General features: G+C 67.7%; 16 protein-coding genes. 9 read left to right on the forward strand and 7 right to left on the reverse strand.

Going from position 1 to position 20,835, the window contains the following annotated elements:
* The first annotated feature begins 427 nt into the window (after positions 1-427).
* Positions 428-994 (forward strand): hypothetical protein, encoded by a 567-nt coding sequence (locus QLQ12_RS30560; RefSeq protein ID WP_282759056.1) that lies wholly within the window; start codon positions 428-430, stop codon positions 992-994.
* A gap of 75 nt (positions 995-1,069) precedes the next feature.
* Here QLQ12_RS30560 and QLQ12_RS30565 read toward each other — a convergent pair whose 3' ends face one another.
* The 6 genes from QLQ12_RS30565 to dnaA form a co-directional block, all read right to left on the reverse strand.
* Positions 1,070-1,537, reverse strand: a complete 468-nt coding sequence (locus tag QLQ12_RS30565) for a hypothetical protein (RefSeq protein ID WP_282759058.1) — start codon at positions 1,535-1,537, stop codon at positions 1,070-1,072.
* Between the two features lie 32 nt (positions 1,538-1,569).
* On the reverse strand, positions 1,570-2,085 hold the full coding sequence (locus QLQ12_RS30570) for a DciA family protein (protein WP_282759060.1): 516 nt from the start codon (positions 2,083-2,085) through the stop codon (positions 1,570-1,572).
* Positions 2,086-2,317: 232 nt separating this feature from the next.
* Positions 2,318-3,448, reverse strand: coding sequence for a DNA replication/repair protein RecF (gene recF / locus QLQ12_RS30575; protein ID WP_282759062.1), 1,131 nt, complete (start codon positions 3,446-3,448; stop codon positions 2,318-2,320).
* A 3-nt stretch (positions 3,449-3,451) separates the two neighbouring features.
* Entirely contained in the window at positions 3,452-4,324 is an 873-nt protein-coding gene (gene gnd / locus QLQ12_RS30580) for a phosphogluconate dehydrogenase (NAD(+)-dependent, decarboxylating) (protein ID WP_282759064.1), read from the reverse strand.
* Positions 4,325-4,363: 39 nt separating this feature from the next.
* Positions 4,364-5,497, reverse strand: a complete 1,134-nt coding sequence (dnaN, locus tag QLQ12_RS30585) for a DNA polymerase III subunit beta (RefSeq protein WP_282759066.1) — start codon at positions 5,495-5,497, stop codon at positions 4,364-4,366.
* A 1,305-nt stretch (positions 5,498-6,802) separates the two neighbouring features.
* Positions 6,803-8,635 carry a chromosomal replication initiator protein DnaA gene (dnaA, locus tag QLQ12_RS30590; RefSeq protein WP_282759067.1) on the reverse strand — a complete coding sequence of 611 codons (1,833 nt, stop codon included), beginning with the start codon at positions 8,633-8,635 and terminating at the stop codon, positions 6,803-6,805.
* 575 nt (positions 8,636-9,210) lie between these two features.
* Between dnaA and rpmH the strand changes: the two genes are divergently transcribed.
* The 6 genes from rpmH (at position 9,211) to rsmG (ending at position 12,786) form a co-directional block, all read left to right on the forward strand.
* Positions 9,211-9,348: a 50S ribosomal protein L34 gene (gene rpmH, locus QLQ12_RS30595; RefSeq protein WP_282759068.1), complete on the forward strand. Its 138-nt coding sequence runs from the start codon at positions 9,211-9,213 to the stop codon at positions 9,346-9,348.
* Positions 9,349-9,384: 36 nt separating this feature from the next.
* Positions 9,385-9,741 carry a ribonuclease P protein component gene (rnpA, locus tag QLQ12_RS30600; RefSeq protein WP_282759069.1) on the forward strand — a complete coding sequence of 119 codons (357 nt, stop codon included), beginning with the start codon at positions 9,385-9,387 and terminating at the stop codon, positions 9,739-9,741.
* Positions 9,738-9,995 carry a membrane protein insertion efficiency factor YidD gene (gene yidD, locus QLQ12_RS30605; protein ID WP_282759070.1) on the forward strand — a complete coding sequence of 86 codons (258 nt, stop codon included), beginning with the start codon at positions 9,738-9,740 and terminating at the stop codon, positions 9,993-9,995. Before rnpA ends, yidD begins: the two co-directional genes overlap by 4 nt.
* A 1-nt stretch (position 9,996) precedes the next feature.
* Positions 9,997-11,022: a membrane protein insertase YidC gene (gene yidC / locus QLQ12_RS30610; RefSeq protein ID WP_282759071.1), complete on the forward strand. Its 1,026-nt coding sequence runs from the start codon at positions 9,997-9,999 to the stop codon at positions 11,020-11,022.
* Between the two features lie 145 nt (positions 11,023-11,167).
* Positions 11,168-11,734 (forward strand): Jag family protein, encoded by a 567-nt coding sequence (locus QLQ12_RS30615; protein WP_282759073.1) that lies wholly within the window; start codon positions 11,168-11,170, stop codon positions 11,732-11,734.
* A gap of 269 nt (positions 11,735-12,003) precedes the next feature.
* The gene (gene rsmG / locus QLQ12_RS30620; RefSeq protein WP_282759075.1) at positions 12,004-12,786 is read left to right on the forward strand and encodes a 16S rRNA (guanine(527)-N(7))-methyltransferase RsmG; all 783 of its coding nucleotides are present in this window, start codon (positions 12,004-12,006) and stop codon (positions 12,784-12,786) included.
* Here the strand turns inward: rsmG and QLQ12_RS30625 are convergent.
* The gene (locus QLQ12_RS30625) at positions 12,783-13,496 is read right to left on the reverse strand and encodes a hypothetical protein (protein ID WP_282759076.1); all 714 of its coding nucleotides are present in this window, start codon (positions 13,494-13,496) and stop codon (positions 12,783-12,785) included. The two genes, rsmG and QLQ12_RS30625, sit on opposite strands and share 4 nt — an antisense overlap.
* 442 nt (positions 13,497-13,938) lie before the next feature.
* Between QLQ12_RS30625 and QLQ12_RS30630 the strand changes: the two genes are divergently transcribed.
* Complete coding sequence (locus QLQ12_RS30630; RefSeq protein WP_407651463.1) at positions 13,939-15,297, forward strand: ParA family protein; 1,359 nt, start codon at positions 13,939-13,941, stop codon at positions 15,295-15,297.
* The gene (locus tag QLQ12_RS30635; protein WP_282759078.1) at positions 15,294-16,352 is read left to right on the forward strand and encodes a ParB/RepB/Spo0J family partition protein; all 1,059 of its coding nucleotides are present in this window, start codon (positions 15,294-15,296) and stop codon (positions 16,350-16,352) included. The genes QLQ12_RS30630 and QLQ12_RS30635 overlap by 4 nt, the downstream gene beginning before the upstream one ends.
* The last annotated feature ends 4,483 nt before the right edge of the window (positions 16,353-20,835 follow it).

Below are 20,835 nucleotides of genomic sequence, written 5' to 3' on the forward strand. Positions count from 1 at the left end.
ACCACCGGTGGAACCATGCGCGCCGGTCGCCGCGGACGGCCCGCGGATCGTGATCGGCTGGAAAAACCGCATAGCGTGACGATGTTGCTCGGATGGTGGCCGAACGCAGCGTCAAGCACAGTTTTCCCGGTCGCTGTCGATTCTACTCCGCCGGAACGAATCGGCGAGGGTCCGGCACCCCTTCAGGGTGCCTGAGAGTCCCGTAGCGCGATTCGAGGCGCTACCCACGTAATCCCCTACACGGCACAGCCGCCCCGCGCAACGGCAAACGCTGCGGCAGTTTCGGTGGTCTGGCGCGCCTGCGATGCCCCGCCCACACACACTGCGACACTGCTCGACAACGTCCCGCGCCTGTGTCGTAACCTCGCCCGCGCGGGCCGGTGATGGCCGGGTGGTCGCAGGGCAGGTCGAGGAGGGGTGGCCCCGGATGGCGCACGACAAGGGCCTGGACAACGTCGCGGTGCACTGGCCGCGGACCAATCAGTACTACGACCCGGTGGCTCCCGCCGAGTTCGTCGACTTCGGAACGATCGCGGACCGGCCTGAGATCGCGGCCCCCACCGGCGCCCTCGCGCTGCACATCGCCAAGACCGGCACGGTGCGCGCCACCGCGTACACCGAACTCGTCGATCTTCTCCTCGGGCTGGAGGGGGTTCTCTACGCCACCGACGCCGCCGCCGAGGACGAGGACCCGGTCATCGACCCGGACGGCTGCGCGTGGATCGCCGGCGGCCTGGAGCGTTTCGTCGAGGGGCACGAGAAGTTCGGCGACCTGGTCACCTTCGACACCGTCACCGAGGTGCTGAAGACGGCCATTTCCGCGGGCCGCCTCGCCGACCAGCAGTTGCGCTGGCTGGACCAGCGGCTCGCGGCGCTGCGCGACGACGCCGGAAACTCGCCGCACTGGAGTTTCGCGCGCACCGAACTGGCGGTGCTGGCCGGCTTCTACCGCCGCTGCGCCGAACGCGGCTTCGCGATCTTCGCCGACTACTGAGCGACCGACTACTGAGCGACCGGCCACTGAGCGGCGCACCGAGCGAGTCCGGCGACGGAGCCGTCGCGACGGCTTCTAGGACCGGCGGACCAGCCAGGTCACGCCACCGGCGACAGCCATCAGGACCAGAGTCGTCCCACCCCAGAAGATCATCCGGGTACGGTCTCCGCCCGTGCCGTGTCCGGCTGACAGCAGTTCGTTGCCGTCGCACGAGTTGGTCTCGCCGTCGGTCGCGAACACGCGGTACCGGCCGCCCTCGACGAACTTGTATCCACAGGACGCACTGCTCTTCATGGTGACGAGCGTCACCGTCTTGCCCGCCTCGCCCTTGAGGACCGACTCGACGGCGAACTCGACCTTGACCTCGTTGCCGAGCCAGCCGGCGTCCACGTCGTCGGCCACCCCGACGAACGCCGTGTCGGACCGCTCGACCGGATCGAAGCCGGTGGCACACGAACACGCCCAGGCGGGCTGAGCGGCGATCGGAACAGGCGCCAGCACGAGCAGCAGGAGAACAAGGGCGCGGCGCAGATGCAAGGTCATACGGCTCTGACGCGGGGCGGCCCGGATCGGTTTCAGCCGTAGGTGTCGCGCGGGCCGCGCCCCTGCACGCGCCGTGGGCCACGGTTCCACGACGGCGCCGCCGGCCCATGGATGTTGAGCCGGGTCACCACGTTGTTGCCGACCTCGCCGGCGATCTGCCGCAGGAGGGTGGCGGCGAGCAGGCGCAGTTGCGTCGCCCAGGCGGTCGACTCGGCCTCGACGGTCAGCACGCCGCCCTCGAGCCGTACCGGGCGGCTGTGCGCGGCGATGTCCGGGCCGACCACCTTCTCCCAGGCGCCGAACACGGTGGCCTCGGCTTTCGGTTTCTCCCAGCCGCGCGCCTTGACCAGGCGCTCCAGCATCGCGCCGAACAGCTGTGGATCGCGGGGGTCCGGCCCCGGCCCGGAATAGCCGCGCAGCCGCCGGCCACTGCCCGGTCCGGTGCCGGTCCGGCGGCGTGGTTTCTGCGCGGCCTCGCGGCGCCGCGCCAGCGCGGCGTCGAGCACCGCGCGGGCCAGGTCCGGCCCGGCGAGATCCCCCTTGTCCACAGGTTGTGGAGAAGGCGCCGGGTCGGCGGCCCCTTTTCCGGGGGTACGGGGACCGCCCGCCCCACCGTCGGCCTCCCGTGGACGCGAACTGCCCCCAGAGTCGCGCGACGAGCCCCGGAGTTCCCGGTCCTCATCCACCCCTGCCCAAAGATCCCCCAGGGCCTCAGTGAGGCGCTGAGGCCGCTCCTGCGGCCCCGGCGACTCTCCGCCGGACGACCGATCGCGATCAGACTCACGAGACACGGGTCACCGTTCCTGTCACCACGTCGAAGCGGGCGCCGCTCAGGCTCGGGGGCACGTCCTCGGCGACGGCACACGTCACCAGGAGCTGGGCCGCGTCCGACACCAGGCCGGCGAGCCGGTCGCGGCGGCCGGCGTCCAACTCGGCGAACACGTCGTCGAGCACCAGCACCGGTTCGATGCCGTCGGAACGCAGCAGGTCATAGGCGGCCAGCCGCAGCGCCAGCGCGAACGTCGAGGACTCGCCGTGGCTCGCGTAACCCTTGACGGGCAGGTCGCCCAGTTGCAGGGCGAGATCGTCGCGATGCGGGCCGACCAGGGTCGTCCCCCGCTCGATCTCCGCCGGCCGGCGCTCGCCCAGCCGTTCCAGGATCGCCTCCCGCAGCGCGGGCCGCTCCGCCGGCAGCGGATCACCGAGCCGGGAGGCGTACGAGATCGCGGCCGCCGTCCGCCCGGCAGCCACCGCGTCGTAGGCCTTGGTCAGGTGTGGCCCGAGCGCGGCCACCAGCTCCAGCCGCCCGGCCAGCAACTCGGCGCCGTGATGGGCGAGGTGCTGGTCCCAGACCTCCAGCGTCGAGAGGTCCTGCCCGCGGTTGCCGCCGACCTTGCGGGTCAGGTACGCCGTCCGCAGCAGGGCGTTGCGCTGTTTCACCACCCGGTCGTAGTCGGCACGCACCCCGGCGAACCGGGGCTGGCGGGCGACCAGCAGGTCGTCGAGATAGCGGCGGCGCTCGGACGGGTCACCCCGGACCAGTTCCAGGTCCTCCGGAGCGAACAGCACCATGCGCAGGGCGCCGAGCACCTCGCGCGGGCGGCGCACCGGCGAACGGTTCAGCCGGGCCCGGTTCGCCCGGCCCGGCACCAGCTCCAGCTCGACCAGCAGCTCACGTCCCTCATGGACGATCGCGGTACGGATCACCGCCGAGGCGGCGCCGGCGCGGACCAGCGGAGCGTCGGTGGCCACCCGGTGACTGTCCAGAGTGGCCACATAGCCGAGCGCCTCGATCAGGTTGGTCTTGCCCGTGCCGTTGCGCCCGACGAACACGGACACGCCGGGGTCGAGATCGACCGCCACCCGCTCATAGGAACGGAAGTCGGTGAGCTCGACCCGGCGTACGTGCATGAATCAGCGCTTGACGGCGTGGCCACCGAACTGCTGACGCAGCGCGGCGACGGCCTTCATGGCCGGAGAGTCCTCCTGGCGGGACTGGAACCGGGCGAACAGCGACGCGGCGATGACGTGGGCCGGCACTGCGAGGCGCACGGCCTCGTCGACGGTCCAGCGGCCCTCACCGGTGTCGTCCGCGTAGCCCTTGAGCGCGTCGAGTTCCGGGTCTTCGTCGAGAGCCCGGTCCAGCAGGTCGAGCAGCCAGGACTTGACGACGCTGCCCTCCCGCCAGCTCTTGATCACGGCGGGCACGTCGTGCACGTACTCGGAGGCCTTGAGGATCTCGTAGCCCTCGGCGTACGCGTGCATCAGGCCGTACTCGATGCCGTTGTGCACCATCTTGGCGTAGTGCCCGGCGCCGTGGGTGCCGGCGTGCGCGAAGCCGAACTCACCGATCGGCTTGAGCGCCTCGAAGATCGGCTTGCAGTGCTCCACCTGGGCGGCGTCACCACCGACCATCAGCGCATAGCCGTTCTTGATGCCCCACACACCGCCGGAGACACCGACGTCGAGGTAGTGGATGCCCTTGACCGCCAGGCGCTCGGCACGCGGGGCGTCGTCGGTGAACTTCGAGTTGCCACCGTCGATGATGATGTCGCCGGCTTCGAGGACCTCGGCGAGCTGGTTGATCGTGTCCTCGGTGATCTTGCCGGACGGCACCATGGTCCACACGACCCGCGGCGCGGCCAGCTTCTCGGCCAGTTCAGCCAGGCTGGCAGCGTCGCTTACTTCCAGGTTCTGGTCGTATCCGACGACTTCGTGCCCCGCTGCACGCAGTCGTTCCCGCATGTTGCCACCCATGCGGCCGAGACCGATCAGGCCGAGTTGCATGGTGATCTCCCTAGATGAGCGATTGGTTCAAGCTCAGTATCAGCGAGTGACCCGGATCGGCATGATCAGATAGCGGTAACCCGGGATGATTTCGCCGCTTTCGCCAGCGGGCGAGATCACAGCGGGCTTGAACGCGTCGACGAACGAGAGCATCGCGGTCGGAGCGCCGAGGTTCTGCAGGCCGTCGATGAGGTACTGCGGGTTGAAGCCGATCGTCAGCGCCTCACCGGTGAACTCGGCCTCCATGGCCTCGCTGGCCCGGGCCTCCTCGGTGCCGCCGGCCTCGACCACGAGCCCGTCCTCGCTGAAGCTCAGCAGCACCGGGGTGGTGCGCTCGGCGACCAGGGCGACCCGTCGGACCACCTCGACCAGCGCGGACACCGCAACCCGCGCCTCAGCGTTGTGCGAGGTCGGGAAGAGCGACCGCACCGGCGGATAGTTCGCGCCGTCGAGCAGGCGGCTGGTCGTGCGGCGGGCGCCACCAGCGAACCCGATCATGCCCTCGCCCGCGCTGCCCTGCGCCATCGCCAGCGTCACCGAGCCGCCGATCGGGCCGAGCGCCTTGGCGGTGTCGTTCAGCGTCTTCGCCGGGACCAGCGCGTTGATGCTGATCTCCGGGTCGTCCGGGTTCCACTCGATCTCGCGCATGGCGAGCCTGTACCGGTCGGTGGCCAGCAGCGCCATGGTCGAACCGTTCAGCTCCAGTCGCACACCCGTCATCATCGGCAGGGTCTCGTCCCGACCTGCGGCAATCGCCACCTGGGAAACGGCGGAGGCGAAGACGGCCGCTTCGACGGTGCCGGCGCTGGACGGCATCTCCGGCAGGGTCGGGTAGTCCTCGACCGGCATGGTCGGCAGGGTGAATCGGGCGCTGCCGCAGACCAGCTCCAAATGCGCGCCGACAGCGGCGATGTCCACCGGCTTGCCGGGGAGCGCCTTGGTGATCTCGGCGAGCAGGCGCCCGGAGACCAGAGCCGCGCCGTCCGCGTCGGCCTGAACCTCGACGGTGACCTGGCTGGAGACCTCGTAGTCGAAGCCCGACACCTGGAGCCGGCCGTCGGTGACCCGCAGCAGGACACCGGCGAGCACCGGCACCGAGGGGCGGCTGGGCAGGCTCTTGGCTGTCCACGCCACGGCGTCGGCGAGCGCGTCTCGCTCAACCCGGAACTTCATGCTGTCCTCCGCGATGCGTCCTCATACAGGGGCATGGACCCCACTGAACTCTATGGCTCCGGCGGTGCTGGTGCGTGCCCGGCCCCGGTCTGGCTCCCGCTACCGCTGGGAGCGGGAGACCTGAGCCCTGCTTCCGGTGCTTCTCAAGCCTGGCTCTCCTTGGGCCGGAACCTGACCATCCACACCTTCCACAACGCTGATTATTGGTTTTTGTTTTCTTAGAAGAGATAACTAGTCGTCTTCATAGGTCCTGTGCATTCTGTGGAAAACCCGCGTTTGGCCTGGTCAGCGAGTTATCCACCGGTGATTCACATGTGGGAAACCGGGGTATAACCAGGGGTCTTCGTCCACAGTCCTGGAGTTCGCGAGCGTTGTCCACCGTCGTCCACAGGCTATCCACCGGTTGTCCACCGGTTTTATCCCCTGCGCTGTGCATAACGCAGGAACGCTACCGACACGTCGTCCCCAGAACCTTCAACAGGTAATCCACAGGCGTCCACAGGCTGTGAGATCTTTTGTCACTCTCTGTGTCTGTCCACATCGATATCCCCAGGGTTGGTCCACATCTGTGGGGTTGGCTGTCGGGAGATTTCCACCGTCTGGGGATAAGGCCTGTGGACGCCTGTGGATAGCTGTGGACAACGTTGGCACGAAACTGTCACGTTCCGACGTTGACAACTTACTGTTCTCCGCCCTCGGAAGTACGTAGCGATGGAGCTCGATGCAAGGCGCGGCTGTAGATGATCTGGGTACAACCTGTGGACAACCCCGTGCAGAACCGGTGGATAACTCAAGAAATTCGGAGAAACCCCAGGTCAAGCGCCATTCACCCGATCGTGTAAGGCCTGTGGGTAACCGTCATTCCGCGGTCAGAGCCGTCGACGGGCGTCCCTGCGTGCACGTCCCTGTGGACTGGCGGAAAACCCGCGAGCCGAGGCGGTGGCCGCGGCTTCCCCCGCCGTCCCGGAGGCGCAGACCTTCATCGGGTACGGGGACCGGCCGCTGAGATTTTTACCCCTCCCGTGGCGGTTCCACGCGAGGCGCCGGCCGCTCTGGGCCGTACCGCGGCCGGCGGGCGGGGCCGATGGTCACCGGCGGCGGGTCGTGGGTCCACACCGGCGGTACTCGTTCGCCCGGCTTCGGGCACAGGCGCGGGCGTGACGAGGGTGCCGGACGACGGCGGGACGGGCGCGCCGGTGAGTGGGCAGCAGTCCGGATGCGTCGAAGCGTGCCGCACCCGGCGCACGGCCGGGAACGCGCGGCGAGGGCCCCGTGGTGCGGTCGGGGGCCGTGGGGGCGTACCCCTCAGGTGTTCTGTTTGATCCTGTTGGTGAGTTCAGCGATCTGGTTGTAGAGCGACCGGCGCTCCGCCATGTGTTGCCGGATCTTGCGGTCGGCGTGCATGACGGTGGTGTGGTCGCGGCCGCCGAAGGCCTGGCCGATGCGCGGCAGCGACAGATCGGTGAGCTCGCGGCAGAGGTACATGGCAACCTGACGTGCGTTGACCAGCACCCGGCTGCGGGAGTGGCCGCGCAGGTCCTCCAGGCTGACGCCGAAGTAGTCGGCGGTGGACACCATGATCTGATCCGCGGTGATCTCCGGGCCGGCGCCGTCGGGCATGAAGTCGCGCAGCACCTCCTCGGCCAGCGAGAGCTGAACCTGGGAACGGGTCAGGCTGGCGAACGCCGTCACCCGGATGAGTGCGCCTTCGAGCTCGCGGATCGAGTTGGAGACCCGCGACGCGATGAACTCCAGCACGTCGTCGGGGGCGTACATGCGCTCCTGCGCGGCCTTCTTCTGAAGGATCGCGATACGCGTCTCCAGGTCCGGCGGCTGGATGTCGGCGAGCAGGCCCCACTCGAAGCGGGTCCGCATCCGGTCTTCCAGCGTGGCCAGCTGCCGCGGCGAGCGGTCCGAGCTGATCACGATCTGCTTGTTCGCGTTGTGGAGCGTGTTGAACGTGTGGAAGAACTCCTCCTGCGTGCGCTCGCGGTTCTCCAGGAACTGGATGTCGTCGATCAGAAGGATGTCGACGTCGCGGTAGCGCCGCTGGAACGCCTGCGTCTTGTCGTCTCGCAGGCTGTTGATGAAATCGTTGGTGAACTCCTCGGTCGACACGTAGCGCACCGACCTCGCGTGGCCCAGGGTGGTGGCGTAATGGCCGATCGCGTGCAGGAGGTGGGTCTTGCCCAGCCCGGAGCTGCCGTAGATGAACAGCGGGTTGTACGCCTTCGCCGGAGACTCCGCGACCGCCACCGACGCCGCGTGCGCGAAGCGGTTGGACGAGCCGATCACGAACGTCTCGAACATGTACTTCGGGTTGAGCCGGTTGCCGTCCTGGCCACCGGGCCGCGGAGAGGTCCCCGGCCCGCGCAGGTCGAGCGGTTGGCGCCCGGGACCGTTGTCACCGACACGGGTGGGCGTGACCTCGTCGCGGCGATCCTGCCGCTGGTTGTCCCGCCGCTGGGCAGCGTCGGCGGCCATCCGGTGCGCGACCGTGTCGTTCGGTGCCTCCGGGCCTCTCTCGGCCGGGTGCGCGGACGTCGACCGGTTCGCCGGCGGCGGCGCCTGCGGCAACGGGTCGGCGAACAGCGCCTCCTGGCCGTCGCGGGCGGTGGGCACCCCACGTGAGTACGGCGCCTGCGGCGACGAGTGCTGAGCGGAACCGGTCGGGTACGGCTCGGGAGCGTGCTCGGCGGGACCGTAGGCCGACTGCTGGTAGGGCGGTTCGGGCATCCGCTGCGGCCCGTTGTAACCGGGCAGTTCGGGCTGGTAGGCGCCGGGCTCGGCGTAGTGCCGCGGCGGCGGGTCCGCCACCGGTGGCGGCGCCTGCTCGGCCGGGGTGCCGTAGACGGTGCCCGGCATGCCGGAGCCGTCCTCCGGAGGACGGACCGTGACAGCGACCTGTATGGGCCGGTTGAGTCGCCGGGTCAGAGCCTCGGTGATTGCCGGGCGCAACCGGGACTCGATGATGTCTCGGGTGTACGTGTCCGGAACCGATAGGAGCGCCGTGTCCTCCACGATGGCTCGCAAGCGGGTGAACTGCAGATAGGCGCGCTGCTGTCGTGACGCGATCTCGTCGGACAACTCGTCCAGCGTGTCACGCCACAATGTGCCCAGGTCGACCTGATCGGCCACCGCCGCGCCACCCCCATCGCCACCGACCCCCGGTGTGCCTTGTCTGCCTGTCGGCGCCCGTGCGGGCAACCGATGGGCTCCCCCCGACCCAGCACAGTCAACGTGCTGAACACGCACGGCGCCACTGGCTATCCACAGGTTATCCACAACCTGCGGTGGTGCCGGTGGCCGCTCCCGGCCGGACGGTCGGCAGATCTACCGGAGCCTGTAGTGGCGCGGGCGGTAAACAGGCTCACCGTGGCGAACGATCCACCTGCTTGTCCGGTTTTGGCCGCCGCTTCGCGGGCTGCGAACGGCCGGTGAGACCAGCAACCGCGCACGCTAACAGCGGCGAGAGGTGGACTACAACCGCCGTCCGGGCCATCCCCTGTCCGGTTGCGGGAAAAGATTCACTTTGTGCACGGAAAGACCTGGTAGACCCGGGCCGCCCGCCCATGTCGGCGTGCCGACCCAGGATATGGTTGACCGTCCCAGGGGGCGTGCGTAGGGTTGGGCGGTTGCTCCGCCGCGCTCTGCTAAAGTGGCGTCTTGCAGCTGAAGCCCCCAGAGTCGTAGTACGAAGACGGAGTAGTGACGTGAGCAAGCGCACCTACCAGCCGAACAACCGCCGGCGTGCCAAGACCCACGGCTTCCGGCTGCGCATGCGCACCCGTGCCGGCCGTTCCATCCTTGCTGCTCGCCGCGGCAAGGGCCGCGACAAGCTGTCGGCCTGAGCCGACCGCTAGTCGGGTCGGAATGCCCAGGTAGTCGTGTTAGCCGCGGCGCAACGACTGCGGCGTAGCGCGGACTTCGCCGCTGCGATCCGTGGCGGCCGTCGAGCCGCCCGCGGCACCCTGGTCGTTCATTTTCTCATCGACGAGCCGGCGTGTGCCTCCACGGCGCGCGCCGGCTTCGTCGTGTCCAAAGCAGTGGGCAACGCGGTCGTCCGCAACAAGGTGCAGCGTCGCCTGCGGCATCTCGTCCGGCCGTTGCTCAGCGAGCTCCCGGCGGGAGCCTCTCTGGTTGTTCGGGCACTGCCACCGGCAGCCGGCGCCACTTTCGCCACTCTGGCCACGGACTTGGAAGGTGCGCTCGCGGCCGCCCGCAGACCCCGGCGGGCACGATGAGCCTGGCCGCCCGGCTCCTGACGGCTGTGGTCGTCGCGTACCGTCGATACTTGAGTCCGGCGTTGCCGGCCCGCTGTCGGTTCTATCCCTCGTGCAGCGCGTACGCCCAGGAGGCGCTGGCGCGGCACGGTGCGATTCGGGGTACGGGCCTGGCGATCTGGCGGCTCCTGAAATGCCATCCCTTCCACCCTGGCGGGTATGACCCGGTGCCTCAGCCGATCCGTCACCGTCCTGCCGATGTGACTGGAGCTTAGATTGAGTCTCGACCCGATCTACTACGCCATCTCGTGGATCCTTCTGCGATGGCATTCCCTCTGGGATGCCGTCGGCGTACCCGACGGTCGGGTGCTGGGTACCAACTGGGCCTGGATCCTGTCGATCTTCTTCCTGGTGGTGACGCTGCGCGTCATCCTCTTCCCGGTCTTCGTCAAGCAGATCAAGAGCCAGCGCGCGATCCAAGCGCTCCAGCCCAAGGTCAAGGCGCTGCAGGAGAAGCACAAGGGTGACCGCGAGACGCTCCAGAAAGAAATGATGGAGCTGTACCGCGTCGAGAAGGCCAACCCCCTGATGGGCTGCCTTCCGATGTTCCTGCAGATCCCCGTCTTCTTCGGCCTCTTCCACGTGCTTCAGCACCTGAAGCCGAACCTTCCCGACCACCTGAAGCAGATCTACGGCTGGCCGCTGGACAAATTCATCAGCGCCGCCGACGCGCACCTCTTCAACGCTCCGGTGAGTGCCAAGTTCGGCTCGTCCGCGTCCGAGCTGGCCGCCCTCGGCGCCGACAGCACCACCGTCAAGGTCCTGGCCGGAGTCCTGGTGCTGGTCATGATGGCCACCACGTTCCTCACCCAGCGCCAGATGATCCTCAAGACCGGCTGGGCCGAGGACCCGCAGCAGCTCATGATCCAGCGGCTGATGCTCTACGGCATCCCCTTCTCGCTGCTGATCTCCGGCGCGCTGTTCCCCATCGGTGTCGTTCTCTACTGGGTCACCAACAACCTGTTCACCCTGGCGCAGCAGCAGTGGGTGCTCCGCAAGTTCCCGCCGCCGCAGATGGCGAACAAGGGTGGCAGCACGGCCCGTCCGGCTCCCGGCACCAAGATGTCGTCCGGCCTGAAGAGCCCAGTCCAGCCCGCCCGCACGGGCGGCCTCTTCGGTCGCAAGTCCACCCCGGAGCCGGCGAGCCCGGTGGTCGACACCAAGGCGCTGGCCCCCAAGCCGGGTGCCAAACCGGTGAATCCGAAGAAGGGCACCCGACCGGCGAACAAACCCAAGGGATGATCGCGGCTCGGGTTCCTCGCTTCTTGCGGCTGGCCCGAGCGCTCCCCTTGGCCCAAAGACCCTTCCCGCGCCGGTGGGTACGCATCCCGCGCGGGAAACAGCGGACCGACTTCGGTCCGGCCCGAATGACAACGGAGATGAGACCGTGACCGACACCAGCACTCCCCCTTCCGCCGACTCGACAGCAGAGGTCACCGCTGCCGAGCCGGCCGGCACAGAAGAGGCCAAGAAGTCGGAGAGCGTCGCCTCGGACAGCGACCTGTTCCGCCAGAGCGAAATCGCCGCGGACTATGTCGAGGGTCTGCTGGACATCCTCGACTACGACGGTGACATCGACGAGCTCGTCTCGACGGGCCGTCCGATGGTCGAGGTGGTCGGTGGCCGTCTCCAGCCGCTCGTCGGCCAGCGCGGCGCCACGCTCGAGGCGCTGCAGGAGCTCACCCGCCTGGCGATCTTCCGGGCCACCGGCTCGCCGAGCCGGCTGCTGCTGGACATCGGCGGCTACCGCGCCTCCCGGCGCAAGGAACTGGCCGCGGTTGCCCGTAACGCGGTCGAGAAGGTCAAGGAGCACGGCGAGCCGGTCCGCCTGGAGCCGATGTCGGCCTTCGAGCGCAAGTGCGTGCACGACGTGGTGAACGCGATCCCCGGCGTGCAGAGCGAGTCCGAGGGCGTCGAGCCCAGCCGCCGCATCGTGGTGCGTGTGGCGGACTGATCGTGACTGAGCCCCGCTACGGCGCGGGTGACTCCGGCCCGGGCGTTGCTTCGCCCGGGCCGGAGTCTTTCCCCGCGTTCTTCCCTGAGACGTCCTCTTCCGAGGCGTCTTCGTCCTCCCCCAAGTCGCCGTTTTCGCGGAGGACTTCCCCGGCGGCTGCTTCCTCCGAGGGTGCTGCGCGCAGGCCGGCTTCGGCGGAGGACGTCTCGCCTGAGTCGACTGCGGCTTCGGCAGTGACTGCGTCGCAGTCGCCTTCGCCGGAGTCGGTCTTGCTTGAGCTCGGTGAACCGCCTGCTACCGCCGTCGCGCTCTTCGGGGAGCGGCTTGCGCTTGCCAGCCGCTATGCCGAGTTACTCGCGACCGAGGGCGTCGTGCGCGGGCTGATCGGCCCGCGTGAGGCTCCCCGGCTCTGGGAACGCCATCTCGTCAACTGTGGCGTTATGTCCGAGATTTTTCCTCTCGGCGCTTCGGTGATTGACGTGGGCTCTGGTGCAGGTTTGCCCGGTATTGTGCTCGCGGTGGCCCGGCCGGATCTTGTCATCACCCTGGTCGAACCACTGGCACGACGAACCGTCTTCCTCGAAGAAGCGGTCACCACCCTCGGCCTGGACAACGTCACCGTCGTGCGCGGGCGGGCCGAGGAAGTCGCCGGGCATCTGCCCGGCGCCGACGTGGTCACCGCCCGGGCCGTTGCGGCACTCGACAAACTTGCCGGCTGGTGCCTGCCGCTGGCCGCAGTCGGTGGCCGGCTGCTCGCGATGAAGGGTTCGTCCGCTGCCGACGAGATCGCCGAACACGCTGAGGCGATCAGCGCACTCGGTGGTGGTGAGCCGGCGATCCGGCTGTGTGGCACAGGGTTGATCGAACCGCCGACAACGGTGGTGGAGATCGTGAAGGAACGGCACGTGGTTCCCGATCGGCAGCGCCCCACGCCGGCGCGGTCGGCGGGGAAGCGTGGGGGCCGGTCCTCGGACGGCCGTGGGGGTTCGGGTGCTTCTGGCGCCTGGGGAACCAGTCGTGGAGATGGCCGAGGGAGAACGCGGAGGAGCTAGATGGTCCGGCGGGATGCACGCAAGCGAGTCCGCAAGTCGCATCCCGCTGTCCCGTTCGTTCCTGTACCTCCGGCGGCCGTCGTGAAGGCGTCGGTGGCTGCGAAAGGTGTGAGCCCGCAAGTCGGGGATCCTGCTGTTGCCGGGCCGGGCGTTGCGCCTTTCGCCCCCTCGGTGATGTCGGTGGCTTGGGAGTTGGGCCTGGCCCCAGCCGCGCCGGTTCCGTCGGTCCCGTCAGCATTGTCGGGCGCGTCCTTCTCTGCCTCCACAGCCACCGCCACCTCCGCCCCGCCTGCCACGTCCGCGCTGTCGGGCTCGCTCGCCTCGTCGGCAAGGCATGGCGCGGTCGCGTCCGCACCGACGCTGGTGTCGGTGGGCTGGGACCAGGTGGTGCCTCCGGTGACGCCTACCGTGGTGACGACGGCATGCGGGGCGTCGGGTTTCGGCTCGTCCATGCGGATGTCCTCGACGCCGCTTGTTTCGGCGTCGGCGTCGGGTTCGACGCCGACGGTCGTCCTCGATCCGGTGAAAGCATCACTTGGTCCGACTTCGAGGGCGGCCTTCCTTTCCCCGGGCGTGGGGTTGTCTCCGATGTCTGGCGGCCTTACTCCTACGGCACCCACATCTGTTTTCGAGGTGCAAGGATCTAGTTCCGCGCAGCCCGGTTCCTCTTCGGCGCTGGCGGAGTCGTCTCTCGCGTTGTCCGGGTCCACACCTGCGCGGGTGACCGTCCCTGCTGTCGCGCCGTCTGCGCAGCCGTCGAGAGCGCGGTTCTTCGTGGTGCCGCGGACCGTTGGTGCGCCGTCGGCACATAGGTCCCCGAGTGCACGCAGTGGCCCGCACGACGTGGCGGATGGTCGACCGGGTCCGCTGAGTTCTCCAGAGGGAGCCGTCGCCAAGCGGTCTGAGAGCGTCGTTGGCGGCCTGGCGGGATCTTTGTGTCCCCGCGGGGAGGGTGCGACCTCGACGGAGATCTCAGGTGAGCTGAGAGCGGAAATTCCTGAGGGCCCACTGCCAAGTTCGGATAGCGCGGTGGTGCGGTGGGACGAGCGCTTTCGCCGTACGCCGCATGGTGTTGATCTCGATCGTCCGGAACGCACCTGCGTGACGGACGCGGGTCAGGGTGAGGGAAGGTTGCGCCTTGTGCCGGGCGTCATGGTGTTTGCGGCGTCTGTGGAAGACGATGGAGCGACATTGTGCTCGCTTCTTCGGACTGACGACCGTGGCGACACATGCCCGACACCCGTAGGCTGGCCGGATGTCGATAGTGTGGACCGGATCTCCCCCGCCGGAGCGCACGTTCTGCCGGTCAACCCCTTCCTAGCCATCAGGGATGAAGCGGTGCATGAGTACGGTGTTTCACGTGAAACCGAGTCGCCTCTCGACAGGCCGTCGGGAGTGAGCGTGGGCGGGCCGCACGTCGGCGAGCAGAACGTCCCACAGCCCCGGGCGGGTGGTCCTGGCACCCCGCCAGCGTATGAATACGGTGCCCCATCGCCGCATCCGGGCGTGGAAGACGTCCGTGGTCGCGCGTCGGCGCTAGGAACGAGCCCTCTGTCAGCCGTTCCTGGCGCGCCTGCTCCTTCAGGGGTGCCGGTTCAGTCCACCGAGCATGTTTCACGTGAAACGCCGGGGCTGGATGAGGGCGATCCGCCCCTTGCCATGGAAGCGTTGCGAGCTGTGCAGATCCTCAACCCGAGCGGCGAGATCATCATGCCGCGCCCAGACCACCCCCGGGTGATTTGCGTCGCCAATCAGAAGGGCGGCGTCGGGAAGACGACCACGACGGTCAACCTTGCCGTTGCGCTCGCGCTCCACGGCAACCGCGTGCTGGTGGTGGACCTTGACCCTCAGGGCAACGCCTCCACCGGTCTGAACGTGCCCCACCACGCCGGTGTGCCGGATGTCTATGACTGCCTGATCGACAACGTGCCCCTGGCGGAGGTGGCTCAGCAGGTTGAGGGAATTCCGAACCTGTTCTGTGTGCCGGCCACCATCGACCTTGCCGGTGCCGAGATCGAGCTCGTTTCGGTGGTCGCCCGTGAGTCCCGTCTGGCTCGGGCGATCGCCAGCCACCCGGAGAAGTTCGACTACGTCTTCATCGACTGTCCGCCCTCGCTGGGCCTGCTGACGGTCAACGCCCTGTGCGCTGCGCAGGAGGTGCTGATCCCGATTCAGTGCGAGTACTACGCACTGGAAGGTCTCAATCAGCTGATCAACAACATCAACTTGGTGCGTCAGCACCTCAATCCCACCCTCGACGTCTCTACGATCTTGCTGACGATGTACGACCGGCGTACGCGTCTGGCAGATGCGGTGGAACAGGATGTACGGAATCACTTCGGCGCCAAGGTGCTGAACGCGGTGATCCCCCGGAACGTGCGAGTGTCGGAGGCTCCCAGCTACGGCCAGTCTGTGATGACCTACGATCCGGGATCACGAGGCGCCACGAGTTACTTCGAGGCGGCCTTGGAGCTCGCGGTGCGTGGGGTCAATACGGGAGGCGCGGTATGAAGAACCGGCGGGGTGGCCTAGGCCGGGGCCTGGGCGCGCTGATCCCGACGGCGGCGCCCGCCGGCGAAACCGCGGCTGCTGTCGACGTGCTGCCCGAGCCGGTTGTCGAGTCGTCGGTTGCGGTGCCCGCACAGCCAGTGGCAGTGCCGGTGCCAGTCGCACCGGTTCCCGAGGCGTCCCCTGCACCGCTGGAGAACGATCTTGCTCCGGTTCCTGGTGCGCGCTTCGCTGAGTTGCCGGTCTCCGTCATCGAGCCGAACGCCAAGCAGCCGCGGCACGTCTTCGATGAAGAGGCTCTCGAGGAGCTGAAGACCTCCATCCAGGAGGTCGGCTTCCTTCAGCCGATCGTGGTTCGTGAGCTCGGCGACGGCCGGTACGAGCTGGTCATGGGTGAGCGCCGTTGGCGCGCCGCCCAGGCCGTCGGCAGAGAGACGATTCCGGCCATCGTCCGGGACACTCCGGACGACGCGATGCTTCGCGACGCGCTGCTGGAGAACATCCACCGCGCCAACCTCAACCCGCTCGAAGAGGCAGCCGCTTATCAGCAGCTGCTGGAAGAGTTCGGGGCCACGCACGAGGAACTGGCTCGACGGATCGGCCGCAGCCGACCGCAGATCTCCAACACCATACGGCTGATGAATCTGCCGGCCGCTGTGCAACGGCGGGTGGCCGCCGGGATTCTGTCGGCGGGGCATGCCCGGGCGCTGCTCGGCCTGGATAACAGCGCCGCGCAGGATGCTCTCGCCGAGCGGATCGTGCGGGAAGGTCTGTCGGTCCGGGCGACCGAGGAGATCGTCCACCTCGCGGCATCCGAAGAGGCGACGGCCAAGAAGGCGGCACCCGCCCGGAGGGCCAAGGTGCACGCGCCGGCCTTGAACGATCTGGCCGAGCGGCTGTCGGACCGGTTCGACACCCGGGTCAAGGTCGACATAGGCCGTAACAAAGGCAAGATCACGATAGAGTTCGCGACGGTTGACGATCTTGAGCGGATCGTCAGCATGATCGGGGTGGAGGAAGAGGGCTCGGTTCGCGAAGGCGCCGAACCGGAGGAGTGATCTTTCGCTGAGCTTCGGATTGGGCGCGTGAGTGATCACGCGCCCATTTTTTGTGGGAGCGCGGGTCTGGCTGCGTCGATCACTGCGCTCGGCGGTTCGCTGACCTGAAGATCTTGGTTCTGTCAGAACGATTCTCCTGGGATTTCTCCTGGTGCCCGAGTGTCATTACGCCGGGTTTGGAATGGCCCTTTGTGAGGCTTTTTTCCGTTCTTTGACTTGTCGCGTCCCGAATTTCCCAGAGACGCGGCCGAGCCGATCGACGGGGTTGATCGACGGCATCTTCACGAGTGTTGAGACATCGACGTTCAGCGTTTCCTCGGCTGTGGGTGTCAGCGGGGCGTGTGTGTCTGTGTGGAGATCGAAAACGTGATTCATCGTCCCGGCTCGGGAGGCAGCCTCCCCGTCAAGTGATGAGCCTCTGCCGGAGGACAAGATCGCCATTAGAGTTTCGGGCTCCGCCGCCGACTCTGAGAAACAGTGTCCGACGGTCGCCGGGTGAGGCGCCTCAGCCGATGCTGCACTGCACCGACCGGGACTCGCCCCGAACCGGTCAGGCAGACCCATCTCGGGTTCTACCGTCAAGAAATGTAGTCGGCTCGCTACTACCCTCCGTCCGGAGCCTGCGGCGACTTACAGATGCAGACTGCCTGGCTCGGCCTTAGCTGCGGTGGGTCGATGTTGCGGTACTTCTTACGCCGCCGACTTTGGGCTGCTGACCCGTGTCAGGGTGATAAGTAGGGTGAGCCTCCACCCGGGTGGCACGGCGATTTTGGCCGCCGTGGAGGCGAATCAGGGCGGTGTGTCAGTGCGCCTTGCTCGCTTGCGCCACGGTGTCTTTCCGTCACAGCGACGAGTTCCGGCCTCCCTCATCGTGCTGGTCTGATGCTGCTGGATGTTTTGCGTCACCGTCCCGGCTCCTGTCGGCCGAGGGAATGTTGGCGACCGTTGGGTTGCTTGCCCCGAAGCCCCGAAGCCCGAAGCGCGGCCGCCAGTCGCTGGCTGCTGGCCGCTGCAGCCGGTCGCTGGTCGCTGGCCGCTGGCCGCTGGCGAAGCTTGCTCGGCAGGTGTTCCCGGGTTGTAGATGCTGTTTCGCAGACCGCTTCGAGTGCCGGCGGGGCCGTCCCAGGCGTAGCCACCGTGTACTCGGGTGTGCCGCGCCGATGCGTCAACCTCTCGCCATGGGGACCCGCTGCACAGCGGCTGGGAAGTATTGCTGTCCGCGGCGCCGTCATGGAGACGGCTAGGAACCCGCCCAAGAGCCCGATCCGGTTTGGCTGCTGGCGGACATTCTCGTTAGCGCGGAGGCAGACCTTTGGAGATGGACCCCATCTCCAAATCCGCAACTCCTATGAACGAAGCCACAGCTTCTACGAACTAGGAAGCGGTCCGTCGGCCTCGGAAGGTGGTCCGTTGGCTTAGGGAGGCGATCCGTTGTGCTGGAACGGACCGTCGGTGTAGACGACGGTGATGCCTCCGACGGTGATGCCGCGACGCCTCCGGCATAAGCAAATGAGGCGAGAGGATCGGCAGCTAAGTTGCGTCTGCAGTGCCGCCGGCGCGACAGCCTAGAGGGCGCGCCCAGGCCCGCGAGCGGCGCTCTAGCCCGTGAGGGCGTCCCGTGGTGACCTCTGATCGGGAGGGGTCGCCTCGTTTGCGGCTAGAGAAACGCGCTTGACCCTCTCCGCGCACGCGTTCTAAAGAGGGAGAGCCGGCGTGGGCGTCGACGCGTGTTTCACGTGAAACGGATCAGATGCCGCGTGGCGTAGGACCACTGGAAGGAAGACCGGGGTCTTGTCGTTGAACCGGTGGAGCGGCTCTTGGGGCGTGCCGGTACAGCAGCAGGCAAGTGCCGGCGGTCAGCCTAAGAATGTTGAGCTAGGCCGCGCGCCCTCCTAGCTGTCGCAAGGAGGGCGACGGGGCATGCCCGCTCAGGGCTGATTCTTCCGTTCAGAGGCTGTCCTGTTGGAGCGCCGCCCTTCCCCCTTCGAGAGGCGCCGCCGCGGACACGGTTCCCGCCACACACCGCCGAGCGCTGCGGGCGCCCAAGTCGACAGAGCTGGTGCGCTCTGTTGGTTCGATACTTCGGCCTACCTCGTGTGCTACGGAATCGCCTCACCGACGGCGCCGGCTACGTGCTCGGTTGGACTTGGGTAGGCAGCAGGTAGCGGTCTGCAGGCTCGTCGGAATTGACGACGGCATGCGGGGCATCGGGCTTCGGCTCGTCCATGCGGATGGGCGGCAGCGCGGAGCGGGGGTCTGGCTCCCGGCTCGATCGCTTGCTAGTCCGAGATCGCCGGGCGCTGTCTGTAGCGTGCCGATGTCCGAACCCAGCGAGCAACTCGGGCCGCGGGCCGTAGGCCGCAGTCCCCGTCACGGGTCCCTGCGGGTTGGGTCGTATGGGTTCGGACGTTGGGTGGCCCCGCCTGTGGACTCTGCGGGGCATGGACTTGCGGGTTTGCGGTCTGCTGGGACGGGACTGCCTGGTGTACGGCTGGGCCGTCATGCACGGCGGTGAGCGTGAGAAGGAGTAACAACCCCGAGGATCCTGATCCGACACGCAAGGCGATCGGCCCATGACCCTTGCCACGGCCCTGCGGCTTGTCCGCTGCTGACGCCCTTGATTGGCGGCATCGATAGGCTGGGCCTGCTCCCAGCAAATCCGAAACTCAGCTGATCTCTTCACGCGTGAGGCCGGCGCTTCAGGATCGGCGTGACCCCGGAGCGTCACGCGAGAACGATGGCAGACGACTCACACGCGACCTAGGCCACCAAGCCGTGAACCAGCGAAGGAAGGGGTGCCGTCGGCGGTGAGCGTCTGCAGCGTAGACGTTGCGACAGGCACTCACGGCGACAGCGCCTAGACCCGCTTGATGAGGCCGACCACGACATCGCTGGCTATGTCAGCGATGGAACAGGCATGCGTACCTCACAGACCAGCCTCTCGTTGGCCGTGACCCCCACCCGCCACCCGCGACCCGCAAGACCCGCGACCCGCAAGACCCGCGACCCGTAAGACCCGTGACCCGCAACACCCGCTGGCCGTGCTTTAGCTGGCTAAGTCCGCTGCATTGCGTTGACCGGTTGATAGCGACCCCTTCGCTGTGGGCGGATTTGCTGCATGGGGCGACGCCAGAGAAGCAACTTAGAAGGGCGTGAACACGACGACTGGTTTCACGTGAAACATAGCGAACGACGGGTATGTCCTCCTACTGGAACGGCCCCGCCTCGGTGGAGGCGCGGTGCGCGTTTCTACGTGGAGACGACCCCGCGAGCCAGAGCCCAGTGTGGTCGGTTGAATAATCGGGCGACGGGCGACGGGCGACGGGCGACGGGCGACGGGCGACGGGCGACGGGCGACGGGCGACGGGCGACGGGCGACGGGCGACGGGCGACGGGCGACGGGCGACGGGCGACGGGCGAGCGGCAGCGGTTAGCGAGGGTGGGACGGGAGTTCTTGTTGTGGCGCCCAGGTCCGGATATACCAGGCCGTGAAAGCCAGTGGGGCGGGCCCACGAGAAGCGCTTCCCGTGGTGTTGGCGGCAACTGAGCTAATGAACGTAAGCCACATAGCTGCGACTTGATCGCAGTGCTCCTGCGGAACCGGTCCTGGGCCTGCGGCTGACTGACCACGACCGGCTTATCGCTCGATCGCTGCCGCCCCCTCATCGGCGAGGTGCTTCCCACTGAGTGTCAGGCTCCATGGGGACTGCGGTCCCACTGAGCAGTGGCCGTTCTCATCGGCGGTCTGCGGTTCCGATGAGGAGCAGCCGTCCTCGTCGGCCGATGGCGGTCGCGATCAGGGAGGATTTTGCGGAGGCCGGCCAACTCGCTTGAGTGGCTCACACCAGGGCGTGCCGGCGCCGACCTCATCAGGTGTGGCGCCGAGGCGCTCCTGGGTGATCCAGTGGACGAAGCCGGTGGGGTAACCAGTCGTCACGGCAGCTCACCACCTTGCCCGTGGCAGAGCATCATCTCGTCGGCGGGGTATACGAGGTCGCCGCTACCCCGCGGTCGGCAGTGGGCGCCGGACCGAGGCTGACCATGATGACTCCGAGACCCATGATGTTTGGGCATCGCTGGTCGCCGAAGATCCCCTGCAGTGGCATGGGCTTCCGTTGTCGCTTGGCGGCAGCCACACGGATGAGGTCCAGGTGCCGTCGCGGATGAGATCTGTTGAACGATGCCGTCTGCAGCAGTGGCGTCATAGGGACGCGGTCTGGTGATTGCCAACCCCGTTGGATTCCAGAGTTGGAGCTGGAATGCGCCTTTCCGAGGTAGCCGGCTCAGGCGGCGTTGCTGCGTAAAGCCGAATCAGCCTGGCCCTGGCGATCATGTCGCGGGTGTGGTTCAACCGTCCGGTGGCGGTGGCGGTGGCGGTGGCGGTGGCGGTGGCGGTGGCGGTGGCGGTGGCGGTGGCGGTGGCGGTGGCGGTGGCGGTGGCGGTGGCGGTGGCGGTGGCGGTGGCGGTGGCGGTGGCGGTGGC

The organism is Actinoplanes sandaracinus, assembly GCF_030009775.1.
Taxonomy (GTDB): domain Bacteria; phylum Actinomycetota; class Actinomycetes; order Mycobacteriales; family Micromonosporaceae; genus Actinoplanes; species Actinoplanes sandaracinus.